Origin of the sequence: Georgenia wutianyii, assembly GCF_006349365.1 — a bacterium.
GTDB classification, from domain to species: domain Bacteria; phylum Actinomycetota; class Actinomycetes; order Actinomycetales; family Actinomycetaceae; genus Oceanitalea; species Oceanitalea wutianyii.
In genome coordinates this window covers 662,583-677,372 of the sequence record NZ_CP040899.1, presented here as the reverse complement: position 1 = coordinate 677,372, position 14,790 = coordinate 662,583, and the positions used below count along the sequence as shown (strand labels likewise).

At 70.9% G+C, this 14,790-nt stretch carries 8 protein-coding genes; 1 reads left to right on the top strand and 7 read right to left on the bottom strand.

The window, feature by feature from the left end; genetic code table 11:
* Positions 1-3 precede the first annotated feature (3 nt).
* From FE251_RS03000 to FE251_RS02975, 6 genes are all read right to left on the bottom strand, one after another.
* The gene (locus FE251_RS03000) at positions 4-1,206 is read right to left on the bottom strand and encodes a CAP domain-containing protein (RefSeq protein WP_139947799.1); all 1,203 of its coding nucleotides are present in this window, start codon (positions 1,204-1,206) and stop codon (positions 4-6) included.
* 159 nt (positions 1,207-1,365) lie between these two features.
* The gene (locus FE251_RS02995; RefSeq protein WP_139947797.1) at positions 1,366-2,367 is read right to left on the bottom strand and encodes a sugar phosphate isomerase/epimerase family protein; all 1,002 of its coding nucleotides are present in this window, start codon (positions 2,365-2,367) and stop codon (positions 1,366-1,368) included.
* 1 nt (position 2,368) lies between these two features.
* Positions 2,369-3,547, bottom strand: a complete 1,179-nt coding sequence (locus FE251_RS02990; protein WP_139947795.1) for a Gfo/Idh/MocA family protein — start codon at positions 3,545-3,547, stop codon at positions 2,369-2,371.
* A gap of 67 nt (positions 3,548-3,614) precedes the next feature.
* Entirely contained in the window at positions 3,615-4,688 is a 1,074-nt protein-coding gene (locus tag FE251_RS02985; RefSeq protein WP_139947793.1) for a substrate-binding domain-containing protein, read from the bottom strand.
* Between the two features lie 54 nt (positions 4,689-4,742).
* Entirely contained in the window at positions 4,743-5,813 is a 1,071-nt protein-coding gene (locus FE251_RS02980; RefSeq protein ID WP_139071994.1) for an ABC transporter permease, read from the bottom strand.
* Positions 5,810-7,327: a sugar ABC transporter ATP-binding protein gene (locus FE251_RS02975; protein ID WP_139071993.1), complete on the bottom strand. Its 1,518-nt coding sequence runs from the start codon at positions 7,325-7,327 to the stop codon at positions 5,810-5,812. Before FE251_RS02975 ends, FE251_RS02980 begins: the two co-directional genes overlap by 4 nt.
* Before the next feature lie 107 nt (positions 7,328-7,434).
* Here FE251_RS02975 and FE251_RS02970 point away from each other — a divergent pair, with 107 nt between their 5' ends.
* Positions 7,435-8,649, top strand: a complete 1,215-nt coding sequence (locus FE251_RS02970; RefSeq protein ID WP_139947791.1) for an ROK family transcriptional regulator — start codon at positions 7,435-7,437, stop codon at positions 8,647-8,649.
* A gap of 227 nt (positions 8,650-8,876) precedes the next feature.
* Here the strand turns inward: FE251_RS02970 and FE251_RS02965 are convergent, their stop codons facing one another.
* The gene (locus tag FE251_RS02965; RefSeq protein ID WP_179954773.1) at positions 8,877-14,711 is read right to left on the bottom strand and encodes a ThuA domain-containing protein; all 5,835 of its coding nucleotides are present in this window, start codon (positions 14,709-14,711) and stop codon (positions 8,877-8,879) included.
* Between the last annotated feature and the right edge of the window lie 79 nt (positions 14,712-14,790).

The following is a 14,790-nucleotide window of genomic DNA, read 5'->3' as shown; positions in this document are numbered from 1 at the left end:
GCCCTAGGAGCAGCCGCGCACGAAGCGCTGGGTGTTGTAGACCATGTCCCCGGCCTGGACGCTTCCCGTGGCCACGTGGGTGTTGTTCGGGTTGAGGATCCCGGTGCGGTGGTCGGCCGAGCTCATGTACCAGTTCATCGCGTCGCGCGGGTCCGGCGCGGTCCCCCGCTGCCACGTGCGCACGATGTGCTCCCCGCCGCGGGTGCAGCCCACGGCGGCGGCGTCGGCCGCGATCGTCGCGGTGGCGGCGTGCTGGATGATCCCGTTCTCGGCCATCCACGTCGAGTGGCGCACGGCGGCGGCGCGCAGCTGCGGCACGGCGCGCACGGGCGGGACGTCGCGGGCCGCGCGCTCCGCGTTGATCATCTCGATCATCCGCTCGTCGTACTCGTTCATGCTGCCCACACGCGGCGGCACCGGGTGGCTAACGCCGTTGCGCAGGCCGATCGAGTCGCGCCCGTCGCCGTTCCAGTCGCCCACCATGACCCCGTCACCGCGTGCGCCGTAGGGCATGACGATGTCCGCCGGGCCGCCGGCGATGGTGTTCTTCATGTGGAAGACGTCCCCGCGGCGCACCCCGAGGGTGTCCCCGCCGCGGCCGTCCCAGTCGCCGACGAGGACCTCGTCGTCCGGGCGCCCGTAGGTGACGACGACGTCCGCGTCGCCCCCGCTGATCGAGTTCTTCAGGTGGTAGGTGCTGCCGCGGCGCACGCCGAGGCTGTCGGCGCCGTCCCCGTCCCAGTCGCCCACGAGGACGACGTCCCCCGGCCGTCCGTAGACGACGACGTGGTCCGCCTCCCCCGGCGTGAGGCTGTTCTTGACGAAGTACTGCGCGCCGCGCCGCACCGCCGGGGTGTCGACGCCGTCGCCGTCCCAGTCGCCCATGAGGACGACGTCGCCCGGGCGCCCGTAGGTGACGACCCGGTCGGCCGGGCCGCTGGACAGGCTGTTGCGGTAGTGGAAGGTGGCTCCGCGGCGCACCGCGAGGGTGTCGGTGCCCCGCCCGTCCCAGTTGCCGACGTGGACGGAGTCGTCCGCGTGCCCGTAGGCGATCGACAGGTGGGTGATGCCCGCCCACGTGTTCGTCAGGTGGTAGCGGGTGCCCTGCCCCTCGACCTCCCCGCCCTTGGCGGCGGCAGGTGCGGCGACGGCGGTGAGGCCGACGGTCAGGGCGGCGGCGAGCAGGCGTCGTCGCGTCGTCGTCATTGGCTGGTCTCCCCCAGTGGTCGTGTCCGGCAGTCCACGGTACGGAAGACCGGCGGCGCGGTCATCTCGGCGACGCCGTCGCCCTGGTCACACGCCGACGCCGGCGGTACCGCGGCGCCCACGAGGGGGCGCCGCGCGTGCCGCCGGCGTCGGCCGGGCTCAGCGCGTGGAGAAGGCGGCGTCGAAGGCCGCCTCGGACGGCTTGAAGGAGAGCTTGCGGACGAACTCGAGCGCCTCGGGGGCGCCGACGAGCCGGTCCATCCCGGCGTCCTCCCACTCGACCGACAGCGGACCGTCGTAGCCGATGTGGTTGAGCATCCGGATCGCGTCCTCCCACGGCACGTCGCCGTGGCCGGTGCTGATGAAGTCCCAGCCACGGCGCGGGTCGGCCCACGGCAGGTGGGAGCCCAGGCGTCCGTTGCGGCCGTTGAGCCGGCGCTTGGAGTCCTTGCAGTGGACGTGGAAGATCTTGTCCTTGAAGTCGAGCAGGAACGCGACCGGGTCCAGGTCCTGCCACATGAAGTGGCTGGGGTCCCAGTTGATCCCGAACGACTCGCGGTGGCCGATCGCCTCGAGGGTGCGCTGCGCGGTCCAGTAGTCGTAGGCGATCTCCGAGGGGTGGACCTCGAGCGCGAAGCGCACGCCGACCTCGTCGAAGACGTCGAGGATCGGGTTCCAGCGGTCGGCGAAGTCCTGGTAGCCGGCCTCGACCAGCTCCTCGGACGCCGGCGGGAACATCGCCACGTACTTCCAGATGGAGGAGCCGGTGAACCCGGTGACGGTCTTGACGCCGAGGCGGGCCGCGGCCCGCGCCGTCATCTTCATCTCCTCGGCGGCCCGCTGGCGCACGCCCTCGGGCTCGCCGTCGCCCCAGACCCGGTCGGAGAGGATGTCGCGGTGACGCGCGTCGATCGGGTCGTCGCAGACCGCCTGCCCCTTGAGGTGGTTGGCGATCGCGTAGACCTTGAGGCCGTTCTTCTCGAGGATGTCGAGCCGGTTCTGGACGTAGGCGTCGTCCTCGGCGGCGCGCCACGGGTCCAGGTGGTCGCCCCACGAGGCGATCTCCAGGCCGTCGTAGCCCCACTCACCGGCGAGACGGGCCACCTCCTCGAAGGGCAGGTCTGCCCACTGTCCGGTGAAGAGCGTGATCGGTCGAGCCATGTCAGTCTCCAATCGTCGTGAACGTGCTGTTCTGCGCGGCCGAACGCTCGATGGCGTCGAGCACGCGCTGGACGTGCAGACCGTCCTCGAAGGACGGGGTGGGCTGCTCGCCGGCGCCGAGGGCGCGGACGAGGTCGACCGCCTGGTGGACGAAGCCGTGCTCGTAGCCCAGGCCGTGACCGGCGGGCCACCATGCCTCGATGTACGGGTGGACGGGCTCGGTGACGAGGATGCGGTGGAAGCCCGCGGTCTCGGCCGGCTCGGTGGCGTCGTAGTAGTGCAGGACGTTCATGTCCTCGAAGTCGAAGGCGATCGACCCGGTCGAGCCGTTGACCTCGATGCGGATGGCGTTCTTGCGGCCCCAGGCGAAGCGGCTCGCCTCGAAGACGGCGGGCGCGCCGCTGGACAGCCGGCCGAGGAAGCTCGCGGCGTCGTCGACCGTGACGGGGCCGCGCTCGGTGCCACCGGTGCCGTGCAGGCCGCTGAAGCTCTCCGCGACCGGGCGCTCGGTGACGAACGTGTCGAGCATGCCCGAGACGCCGGCGAGCTGCTGGCCGGTGATGAACTGGGTGAGGTCGATGATGTGGGCGCCGATGTCGCCGAGCGCGCCGGAGCCGGCCTTCTCCTTGTCCAGGCGCCACGACAGCGGCGTCTCGGCGTCGGCGAGCCAGTCCTGGAGGTACTGGGCGCGCACCTGGCGCACCTCGCCGATCCGGCCCTCGGCGACGAGCCGCTGGGCGAGCCGGACCGCGGGGACGCGGCGGTAGGTGAAGCCGACCATCGACTGCACGCCGCGGGCGCGGGCGGCGACGGCGGCGGTGGTCATCGCCTCGGCCTCGGCGACCGTGTTGGCCATCGGCTTCTCGACGAGGACGTGCTTGCCGGCCTCGAGCGCGGCGATGGCGATCTCGGCGTGGGTGTCGCCCGGGGTGCAGATGTCGACGACGTCGACGTCCTCACGCTCGATGGCCCGCCGCCAGTCGGTCTCCACGGAGTCCCAGCCCAGCTGCTTCGCGGCGGCACTCGCCCGCTGCTCGTCCCGGCCCACGAGCACCGTCATGTGCGGCTCGAGGGGCAGGTCGAAGAACCGGTGCGCGTTGCGCCACGCCTGGGAGTGGGCGCGGCCCATGAACGCGTACCCGATCATCGCTACGCCGAGCCGCGGCTTGTCCTCAGTCATCATGCTCCTTGTCGATATGTGGGAACCGGGGCGCCGGACGGACCGGCGCCCCGGTTCCTGGGGTGACTCAGGACTCGAAGGCCGAGTCGATGTACTGGCTGACGTTCTCCGAGGTCACGACGGGGGCGTAGAGCTGGACGAGGCGGGGGACCTCGATCTGGACGAGGTCGCCCATGCCCTTGCCCTGCGCGAGCAGACGCGCGAGGCGGATGCCGTCGGCGGCCTGGCTGGCCGGGTAGATGACGGTGGCCTTGACGAGCGAGTCGCCGGACTCGATCTCACGCATCATGTTGGCCGAGCCGGCGCCGCCGACGACGAAGAACTCGTCACGGCCGGCGTTCTCGATGGCGGCCATGACGCCGACACCCTGGTCGTCGTCGTGGTTCCAGATGGCGTCGATCTCCGGCGCCGCCTGGAGCAGGTTGGCCGTCGCGGACTCCCCGCCCTGGACGGTGAAGTCGGCCGCGACGCGGTTGGAGACCTCGAGGCCGCACTCGGACAGCGCGTCGGCGAAGCCCTGGCTGCGCTCCTGCGTCAGCGGCAGGTTGTCGATGCCGGCGATCTCGGCGACGACGGCGTCGGACTGGTCGCCGAGCTGCTCGCAGATGTACTCGCCGGCGCTCACGCCCATGCCGTAGTTGTCGCCGAGGACGGTGACGCGGGCGGCGTTCGGGTCGGAGAACTCGCGGTCGACGTTGATGACGGGGATGCCGGCCGCCATCGCCTCGAGGGCGATGTCGGTGAGCGCGGCACCGTCGAAGGGCAGCAGCACGATGGCGTCGACGCCGTCGTTGATGAACGTCTCCATCTGGCTGATCTGCAGCGACACGTCGTTGGTGCCCTCGGCGAGACGCAGCTCGACGTCCCCGTACTTCTCGGCCTCCTCGACGGCCTGGGAGGTGATGGCACCCATCCAGCCGTGGTCGGCGGCGGGGGCGGAGAAGCCGATGACGACGTTCTCGCCCTCCTCGTCGTTGCTCGAGCTGCCACCGGCGGTGGCACCGGCGGTGGAGCCGGCGGTGGAGTCGCCGTCACCGGTCTCCTCGGGCTCCTCGGTGTTGCCGGTGCATCCGGCGAGGAGCAGGGCGGCGGTGACGCCTGCGGCGACCGCGAAACGGCGGCGCGTGGTGCGTGCGGACATGGGTGGTTCCTCCTTGAACGGGTACTGCTGACAGGGATGGGAAGGGTTCTTGGGCTACTTGGTCCCGCGCGTCGCGATGCGCTGCTGGAGCATGACCGCGCCGACGATGATCGCGCCCTTGGCGACCTGCTGGACCGAGGTGGAGAGGTTGTTGAGGATGAAGACGTTGGTGAGCGTGGAGAAGATGAGCACGCCCAGGACGGTGCCGACGATCGTGCCGCGGCCACCGATGAGCAGCGTGCCGCCGACGACGACCGCCGCGATGACGTCGAGCTCGAGGAGCACGCCGTGGGTCGAGGTGCCCGCGCCCGTGCGGCCGAGCATCGTGATGGCGCCGATGCCCGCCGTGAGGCCGGCGATCGCGAAGAGGTACATCGTGTGGCGCTGGACGTTGATGCCGGCCAGGCGCGCCGCCTCGGGGTTGCCACCGACGGCGATGGTCCGGCGGCCGAAGGTCGTCCGGTTGAGCAGGATCCACCCGATGATCGCGACGACGACGAACATCCACACCGTGACGCGCAGACCGAGGAAGCTCGCGCCGAAGAAGTCCTTGAACTCCTGGACGTTGAGGATCTGGGTCTTGCGGTCGGAGATGATCTCCGCGAGTCCGCGGGCCGCGACGAGCATCGCGAGCGTCGCGATGAAGGCGACGACCTTCCCGTAGGCGACGACGACGCCGTTGACCAGTCCCGCGGCGGTGCCGACGAGCATCGCGGTGAGCGCGATGACGAGCCAGTGGGTGTCCTCGGCCATCGACTGGGTGGCGAGGGTGGTCGCCCACACGGTGGCCAGGCCCATGACCGAGCCGACCGACAGGTCGATCCCGCCACCGGTGATGACGAAGGTCATCCCGACGGCGAGGATGCCCGTCGTCGCGGCCAGCGCGAGGATCGTCGCGATGTTCGACGTGCTGAGGAAGCGGTCCCCCGCGGTGGCGAAGCCGGCGACGCACAGCAGGGCGAGCGCGACGACCAGGCCGAGGTTGCGGGCCATGCCCGAGATCCGCAGGCTCCGGCCGGACGAGCGGCCGGTGCCGTCGTCGGGCACGAGGTCGGCGTTGGTGGGCGGCAGTGCTGCGGAGCTGCCCGCAGCGGCGGAGGTGCCTGCCGCAGTGTTCTCACTCATGCGTGAGTTCCTTCCATGACGAGGTCGAGCACGCCGTGCTCGTCGATCTGGTCAGCGGGTCCCTGGTGGACCACTCGGCCGTCGGCGACGACGAGGACGTCGTCGGCCAGACCGAGGACCTCCTCGATCTCGCTGGAGACCATGAGCACCGCAGCCCCCTGGGCGGCGAGGCGTCGGATGAGGCCGTAGATCTCGGCGCGGGCACCGACGTCCACGCCGCGGGTCGGCTCGTCGAGGACGAGGACGTCGCAGCCGTGGACGAGCCAGCGCGCGAGCATGGCCTTCTGCTGGTTGCCGCCCGAGAGCGTGCGGATCCGCCGCTCCCCGTCGGCCGGCGCCACGTGCAGGTCCTTGATCTGCTCGTTGGCGGCGCGGCGCTCGGCCCGCTCGTTGAGGAAGCCCGAGCGGGCGAAGCGGGCGAAGGTGGACAGGGTGATGTTGCGGTAGACCGGCTCGTCGAGCAGGAGTCCCTGGCTCTTGCGCTCCTCGGGCGCGAGGCCGACGCCGGCGTTCACCGCCGCGGCGACCGAGCCGGGGCGCAGCTTCTTGCCCTTGACCCGCACGGTCCCGGACGTCGCCTTGCGCGCGCCGTACACGGTCTCGAGGATCTCCGAGCGGCCGGCGCCGACGAGGCCGGCGAGGCCGACGATCTGCCCGGCGCGCACGGTGAAGCTCACGTTGTGGAAGACGCCCTCGAGAGAGAGGTCCTCGACCTCGAGCAGGGCCTCGCCCCGCTCGTGGCCGCCCGGCCCGCCGCCGAAGTCGCCCTCGACCGTGCGACCGGTCATGAGGCGGATGAGGTCGGGGGTGGGGGTGTCGGCGACGGCGAGGTTCTCGGCGACGGTGCGCCCGTCCTTGAGGACGGTGATCCGGTCACCGATCTGGCGGATCTCCTCCAGGCGGTGGGAGATGTAGATGACGGCGACGCCGTCGGCCTGGAGCGCGCGCACGACGCGGAAGAGGTTGTCCACCTCCTCCGGGTCCAGCACCGCGGAGGGCTCGTCCATGACGATGACGCGCGCGTCGTGCGAGAGCGCGCGGGCCATCGACACGATCTGCTTGCCGGCGGCGGACAGGTGGCCGACCTCGCGGTTCGGGGAGATCTCCGAGTGGCCCAGGCGCTTGAGGAGCGCACGAGTGAGGCTGTGCGCCTCCGAGCGGCGCAGGAGGCCACCGCGGGAGAGCTCGTGCCCGAGGAAGATGTTCTCCGCGACGGTGAGACCGTCGACGACGTCGAGCTCCTGGTACATCGTCGCGATGCCGAGCTCGATCGCGGCGGTGGGTGACCCGATGGTGACGACCTCGCCGTTCCACCGGATCTCGCCGGCGTTGGGCTGGTGCGCCCCGGCGAGGACCTTGATGAGCGTGGACTTTCCGGCGCCGTTCTGGCCGAGGAGGCAGTGGACCTCGCCGGCGCGGACCTCGAGGTCGACGCCGTCGAGCGCCTTGGCTCCGGGGAAGTGCTTGACGATGCCGGTGAGGGTCAGGAGGGGTGTGGGGTCTGCTGTGACCATGGCGACACTGTAGGGGCGCATTCTGGAATCCGTCAATCAAAAGTTGGGAAGGAGAGAAGTAGTTACGTGAGCGTGACCTGTGGAAGCAACGGTGGTTTACTCTGTGCATGAGCACACTTCCGACAGGCCTGGAGGAGCGCGGAGACCTGCGGCGTGACGCCGACCCCCGCTCTGCCGGCACGCTGTTCCAGCTCGTGCGCGACGGACGGCCCCGGACCCGCGCGGATCTCGCGGCCGTCACCGGCTTCGCGCGCCCGACCGTGGCCGCGCGCATCGACGAGCTGCTCGGCTCCGGACTGATCGTCCCCGCCGGCGAGGCGTCGTCCACCGGCGGACGACCCCCGGCCACCTTCGCGTTCAACCCGGGCGCCCGCATCATCCTCGCCGCCGACCTCGGGGTCAGCCACGGCCGTCTGGCCATCACCGACCTCGCGTCCAACGTCCTGGCCGAGCGGTCGCTGGAGCTCGTCATCGCCGACGGCCCGGAGATCGTCCTCGACGCCGTGACCGCCGCGCTGTGCGACATGGTCGACGAGCTCGGTCGCCCGATCTCCGACGTCGCGGGCGTGGGCGTCGGACTGCCCGGTCCGGTCGAGCACCGGCTCGGGCGTGCGATCAGCCCGCCGATCATGCCCGGCTGGGACGGCTTCGACGTGCCCGGCCACATCGGCCGCACCCTGCCCACCCCCGTCCTCGTCGACAACGACGTCAACATCATGGCGCTCGGCGAGCACGCCGCGCGGTGGAAGGACGTCAAGGACCTCGTCTTCATCAAGATCGCGACCGGCATCGGCGCGGGGATCATCTCCGACGGCGAGCTGCGCCGCGGGGCGCTCGGCGCCGCCGGGGACCTGGGCCACATCGCCGTTCCGCGCGGCCGCCAGATCCCGTGCCGCTGCGGCAACGTCGGCTGCCTCGAGGCACTGGCCGGCGGTCAGGCGATCGTGGAGTCCCTCAAGGCCCAGGGCATCGACATCCAGCGCACCGCGCAGATCGTCGACCTCGTGCGCTCGGGGAACGTCACCGCCAGCCAGACCGTGCGTCAGGCGGGCCGCGACATCGGCGACGTCGTCGCCGGCTGCGTCAACCTGCTCAACCCGTCGGTCATCGTCATCGGCGGCATCGTGTCGGAGGTCGGGGAGCACCTCCTCGCCGGCATCCGCGAGGTCGTCTACAGCCGCTCGCTGCCGCTGGCGACCCAGCACCTGCGCATCGTGGCCTCGCAGACCGAGGGCCGCGCCGGCGTCCTGGGCGCCTCCCAGATGGTGTCCCAGCAGGTGCTCTCGGCACCCGCCATCGACGACCTGCTCGCCCGGGCCTGATCCTCCCCGGCGGGGAGCTGCGTGCTCCCCGCCCCGGGTCGAGGGCGCCCGGGCCGGCACCGCGCGTCTGCGCGGTGCCTTGTGCTGCGGTGACGCGGACGTCACGAGGGTCATCGTCGTCTCACCATCTGCGTGTCGTGGAGGGGCAGATCGACGGACCGGATGGTCCGCCCCGGTGAGCCAGGGGCCCGGGCGAGGGCCCGGGCCCCTGGCTCACCGGTTGAGGGTCAGACGGCGATCACCTGCCCGAGAGCTGCCAGCGCCGTCGCGATGACGGCCGGGGGCAGCCGGCGCAGACCGAGCGTGTCGGTCCCGTTGCCGTCCCAGTCGCCGACGAACGCCTGGTCGGTGACCCCGCCGTAGGTGACGGTGAGGTCGGCGTTGCCGCCGCTCAGGGAGTTCTTCGCGAGGTACGTGCCACCGCGGCGCACTGCCAGGGTGTCGGTACCGTCGCCGTCCCAGTCACCGGCGAGCGTGATGTCGCCGGCGCGGCCGTAGGCGAACGTCTTGTCCGCGACACCACCGGTGAGGGAGTTCTTCACGAAGTACTCCGCCCCGCGGCGCACGGCCAGCGTGTCGCGACCGTCGCCGTCCCAGTCACCGACCAGGACGACGTCACCGGTGCGGCCGTAGGCCACCACGGTGTCCGCCACGCCACCCGACAGGGAGTTCTTCACGTGGTAGACGTTGCCGCGGCGGACCGCGAAGGTGTCCTTGCCGTCGCCGTTCCAGTCGCCGACGAGCACGGTGTCACCCGGGCGTCCGTAGACGAACACGGAGTCCGCCGTGCCGGCGCGCAGCGAGTTGGCCACGTGGAAGACGTTCCCGCGGCGCACCGCGATCGAGTCCTCCCCGTCCCCGTCCCAGTCACCGATGAAGACCTCGTCGGTGAACCGGCCGTAGTGGAACGCGTGGGCCGTGCCGCCCTTCCAGTCGTTCGACAGGAAGAAGCCGTGCTCCTGGCTGACCGGGGGCTGCGGCTGCGGCTCCGGCTCCGGCTCCGGCTGCTCGCCACCGGTGGTGGCGAACGTGTAGGACCACTGGGCGGTGGCGTCGTCGGCCAGCACGTAGCCGTCCGTCGCACGCGCCGTCACGGTGACCGTCCCGGAGCCCGGGTAGGTCCCGGCCGTGACGACCTCGCCGTCCACCAGGTACTCCACGCCCTGCGTGGCCGGCACCGTGAAGGTGTCGTTCGCCGTGCCGGGCAGCTCGGTGAACGTCACCGCGGCCGGACGGACCTCGACCGGCTCCGGCTCGCCACCGGTCGTGGCGAAGGTGAAGCTCCACTCGGTGGTCGCGCCGTCGGCGATGACGAACCCGTCCAGGGCCCGCGCCGTCACCGTCACCGTGCCGGAGCCCGGGTAGGTGCCGGCCTCGACGACGTCGCCGTCGACCAGGTACTCCACGCCCTCGACCGCCGGGATGGTGTAGGTGTCGCCGGCGGTGCCGGCGGCGTCGGTGAAGACGACCGCCTGGGGCGTCACCGTCACCGGCTCGGGCTCCTCGTCCCCGTCGACCCGGAAGTAGTCGAAGGTGACGGGCTGGTTGTCCGTCGAGGAGGTGCCGAGCGCGAAGAGGCCGACCTTGCCGCTGGCGGCGACAGGGGCGTTGGGGATCGACGCGAAGGTTGTCCACTCCTCACCGTCGGCGGAGTACGAGCCGGTGAAGTCGGTGCCGACCTTCGCCAGCCGCAGGTGCCAGACCGCCTGCTGGACGGTCGCTGCGGGCTGCGGGTTCTGGATGGCCCCGTCGACCTCGCTGAGCGCCTCGAGACCGAGCGTCAGCGCGCTCCCGGGGCTGTTGCGGGCCGAGATGTCGAGCTTGACGTAGTTGTCGTCGTCGACGTAGGCGATCAGACCGCCCTGCTCGTACTGGCGGGTGAGGGTGGAGGCGTCGACCAGGGTCTCCACCGTCCAGTCACCGTCGCCCAGGTCCTGCAGGACGAAGTTGTTCGGCGTGCCGTTGTCCGTGCCGTAGATGTCACCGGCGGTGGCGTCGAGCTCGAGGTGGCCGTCCACGACCCGCATGTGCTGCGGGTCGGGCCGCACGATCTCCCAGCGGCACCCGTCCAGGGTGCTGCCGTCGAACTCGTCGCTCGGGTCGACGGGTGCGACCGAGTCGTCCGGGACGATGTGGAAGTAGTCGAACTCCACGTCGACCGGGGCCTGCGCCTGGCCGGCCCCCTGGAGGGCGAACAGACCGATCTTCGGGTCCGTCATGCCGGCCAGCAGCTTCGTCTCCGACATCTCGGTGAAGTCGGTCCCGTTCGCGCTGTAGGACGCGACGAGGTTCTGCCCGTCACTGACGAAGCGCACCCACACCGTGCTCGGGTGGTCCGCACCGACCGCGGGGCTCAGCGAGGCGTTGACCTCGTTAGGCTGCCCCGCCTCCTCGCGGATGAACTGGAAGACGCGGCTCGCCGGGTCGGACCCGGAGGTGCTGCGCCCGGAGAACACCATCTTGGCGTAGTTGTCCGCGTCGCCGTAGATGATGAGGCCGCCCTGCTGGTAGGCCTGCGACCCGTTGAGCGTCAGCCTGGTCGTCGCCGTGAACGGCCCCTCGGGAAGGTCCTGCAGGACGACGTTCGGCACGTCGCCGTTGTCCGTCCCGTAGATGTCCGTCGAGGACGTCGGGATGACGAGGTTGCCGTCCTCCACGCGCAGGTCCTGGTTGACCCGCAGGGACTCGTCCCAGCGCTCGGTGTCGAGCGCGTCACCGTCGAAGCCGTCGGAGCGGCCGTCGAGGCACTGGAGACCCGGCGCCGTGACGTTGACCTGGACGGTCTCGATCGTCGAGGCGCCGCGAGCGTCGGTCACCGTCACGGACGCCGTGTAGCGGCCGGGGGTGGTGTAGGTGTGCGAGGCCTCGGCCGTGTCGGCCGTGGCCCCGTCCCCGAAGCTCCACGCGTAGGTCAGGGGCGTGTCGCCGTCGGGGTCGGTCGCCGTGGCCGTGAAGGCCACCGCGAGCGGGGCCGGTCCCGAGGTCGCCGTCGTCGTGATCTCGACCGCGGGGCTCTCGTTGTCCGTGACACCGCGTCCGATGAACTGGACCCAGTTGACGTTGGCCTGTCCGCTCGTGATGACGAAGTAGAGCGGGCCGCTCTCGGTCGTCACGTCCTCGGGGAGGGCGACGTCGTGGTTGGCCCAGGACTGCCAGGTGTTCGCGGGGACGGTGATGGTGCCGATCGACTCCCCGTCCGGCGCGCCGGTACGGATGTCGACGGTGCCGCCGGGCTGCGACGCGGCACGGAGCCGGATCGAGTCGATCCCGGTGAGGTTGGTCGGGTCGAAGGAGAACCAGTCGTCGACCTCGGCGAAGCCGACGTTCTGGCCGCCGCCGACGTCCTCGGTGGCCTCCACCTGGACGCCCGGGTCACCGGTGCTCGTCGAGCCGGGCAGACGGCCCGTCTCGGCGAAGTACTCGGCCTCCTTGCGCTTGGGCTGGAGGATGATGACCTCCTGCGTGGTGAGGGGGTCGACCCCCTCGGCACCCTGGTCGGTGTAGGTCACGGTGATGACGCCGAAGATGTTCGCGCCGATGTGACCGGTGTCCCCGTTGACCGGGATCGCACCCTCACAGCCGCGGTACTGGTCGTACGGGTGGGCGTGCTCGTCGTGGCCGAGGGCCGGCTGGACGATGACGTCGTTGCAGTCGATCTCCTCCCCGTCCTCGGGGTCGGTGACCGTCACCTTGTACTGCACGACGTCACCGAAGTTGAAGAAGCCACCGTTCGGGGGCATCTCGACGGTGACCGTCGGCGCGGTGTTGCCCGCCGAGATGAGGACCGTGGTCGAGGTCGAGACCCCGTCCGCGTTCGTCACGGTGAGCGTGGCCGTGTAGTTGCCGGCCTCCGTGTAGGTGTGGGTCGGGTTGGCCTCCGTCGACGTCTCGCCGTCACCGAAGTCCCACGCGAGGGTGACCGGGCCGCCCTCGGGGTCGCGCGACCCCTCGGAGCTGAAGGTCACCTCGAGCGGCAGCGGTCCGTTCGTGACGTCGGCCTCGGCGCGCGCGATCGGCGCCCGCTGGCCGGAGAGGTAGTCGAGGCGGTAGACGCCGGAGTCGGCGTTGTTGCCGCCGAAGCCGGAGCCCCACTCGATGATGTAGAGCGCACCGTCGGCGCCCCACTCCAGGGCGTGCGGACGCCGGAAGGACATGCTCTCGAGGATCCGGTTGATGTCGACGACCTCGGTCGTGTCGTCGTTCATCTGGAAGGTGAAGAGCTTGCCGGTGTTCCACTCGGCGAAGGCGGCCTTGCCGTCGAAGTAGGCGGGCCACTTGCGGGCGGAGGCCAGCTCCTCGTCGTAGACGTAGACGCTGCCGGCCATCGGAGCGCCACCCCCGGAACCGATCTCCGGGGCGTTGTTCCGCTGGTTGTTGTTCTGGTACCAGATGGTCGCGGGCACGACCGGCGGCAGCTGGGTCAGCCCGGTGTTGTTGGGCGAGTCGTTGGTCGGGCCGTTGGCGCAGTCGAACGCCGCGCCGGGCTGCTGGGTGGCGAAGTCGTACGAGCGGTAGGCGTCGTTGGCGCCGACACAGTGCGGCCAGCCGTAGTTGCCCGGCTCCTGGACGATGTTCCACTCGACCATGCCGGCCGGTCCCCGGTCGGGGTTGGCCGCGCCGGCGTCCGGACCGTAGTCGGCGACCAGCAGCGTGTCGGTGCGCGGGTCCATGCCGATCTTGAACGGGTTGCGGAAGCCCATCGCGAAGATCTCCGGACGGGTCTTGTCCGTCCCGGGAGCGAAGAGGTTGCCCTCGGGGATCGTCACCGAACCGTCGTCCTGCGGGGTGATCCGCAGGATCTTGCCCCGGAGGTCGTTGGTGTTGCCCGACGTGCCCTGGGCGTCCCACGCCGCGCGGCCGGGACGCTCGTCGATCGGGCTGAAGCCGTCCGAGGCGAAGGGGTTGGTGTTGTCACCGGTCGCGACGTAGAGGTTGCCCTCGCCGTCGAACTCCAGGGCGCCGCCGGCGTGGCAGCACTCGCTGCGCTGGACCGGGACCTCCAGGAGGACCTGCTCGCTCGCGACGTCGAGGGTGTTCTCGTCGAGGGTGAAGCGGGAGACCCGGTCGGAGGACGAGCCCTGCGGGGAGTAGTAGAGGTACACCCAGCCGTTCTCCTCGAAGCCCGGGTCGAGCTCGATGCCGAGCAGACCGAACTCCTGCACCTGCGTCACGGGGAGCGTGGCCGCAGTGACGGTGCCGCCGTTCGGCTGGACGATCTGGACGCGGCCGTCGCGCTCGATGTAGATCGTGCGGCCGTCCGGCGCGGGCGCCAGGTCCATCGGGTTCTGGGTGTTGAGGTCGAGCTCGACCTTGTCGAAGCTCTCGTCGAGCGTCGCGCTGCAGTCGGCGTCGAGGACGCCTGCCGCGGTCCGGATGCCCTCGAGCATGTGGTCGCGGAACTCGGGCTCGGAGAAGGACGCGTCGGTGTGTCCGCCACCCGTGTACCAGGCGCGGCCACCGTCGTAGTCGTGGCACCAGGCGATCGGGTGGTCCGGGGCCATGGCGCCGTTGCCGGCGTCGTACGTCGACTCGTCGAGGGAGGCGAGGACGTGGACGTCACCGCGCGGGTTGCTGCGGAAGGAGTACCACTCGTCGGTGCGCTCCCAGCGCGCCGGCAGGTGCTCGGTGGAGGGGTGGGCCGGGTCCTCGACGACGACCGTGGCCGTCGGAGTCCCCGGGGGGTGGCTGGCGAAGTAGGCGCCGACGAGCTCGCCGTACCAGGGCCAGTCGTACTCGGTGTCGCTCGCGGCGTGGATGCCGGCGTAGCCGCCGCCGTTCTGGATGTACTCCTCGAACGCGGCCTGCTGCTGGTTGTTGAGGACGTCGCCGGTCGTGGAGAGCCAGACGACGACGTCGTACTGGGCGAGGTTCTCGCTGGTGAAGGCGGCGGCGTCCTCGGTGGCCGTCACCTCGAACCCGTGCTCCTCCCCGAGCTCCTCGATCGCCGCGATGCCTGCGGGGATGGAGCTGTGCCGGAAAGCTGCGGTCTTGCTGAAGACGAGTGCGCTGAAGGGCTCGGTCTCGTCGTGGTCGGTCCCGTCATGGGCCGTTGCGCCGCTCATCCCGAGCGGCACCACCAGTGCGCCGGCGAGCAGGGCGCTTGCGGCCCGTGCTCCCCAGCTTCGTACGGTGGATCTTCTG

Bases quoted from the DNA above. Each gene is read 5' to 3' on its own strand.
- FE251_RS02990 (WP_139947795.1), bottom strand. From the start codon at position 3,547: ATGACTGAGGACAAGCCGCGGCTCGGCGTAGCGATGATCGGGTACGCG.
- FE251_RS02980 (WP_139071994.1), bottom strand. From the start codon at position 5,813: ATGAGTGAGAACACTGCGGCAGGCACCTCCGCCGCTGCGGGCAGCTCC.
- FE251_RS02965 (WP_179954773.1), bottom strand. From the start codon at position 14,711: ATGAGCGGCGCAACGGCCCATGACGGGACCGACCACGACGAGACCGAG.
- FE251_RS02985 (WP_139947793.1), bottom strand. From the start codon at position 4,688: ATGTCCGCACGCACCACGCGCCGCCGTTTCGCGGTCGCCGCAGGCGTC.
- FE251_RS03000 (WP_139947799.1), bottom strand. From the start codon at position 1,206: ATGACGACGACGCGACGACGCCTGCTCGCCGCCGCCCTGACCGTCGGC.
- FE251_RS02970 (WP_139947791.1), top strand. From the start codon at position 7,435: ATGAGCACACTTCCGACAGGCCTGGAGGAGCGCGGAGACCTGCGGCGT.
- FE251_RS02975 (WP_139071993.1), bottom strand. From the start codon at position 7,327: ATGGTCACAGCAGACCCCACACCCCTCCTGACCCTCACCGGCATCGTC.
- FE251_RS02995 (WP_139947797.1), bottom strand. From the start codon at position 2,367: ATGGCTCGACCGATCACGCTCTTCACCGGACAGTGGGCAGACCTGCCC.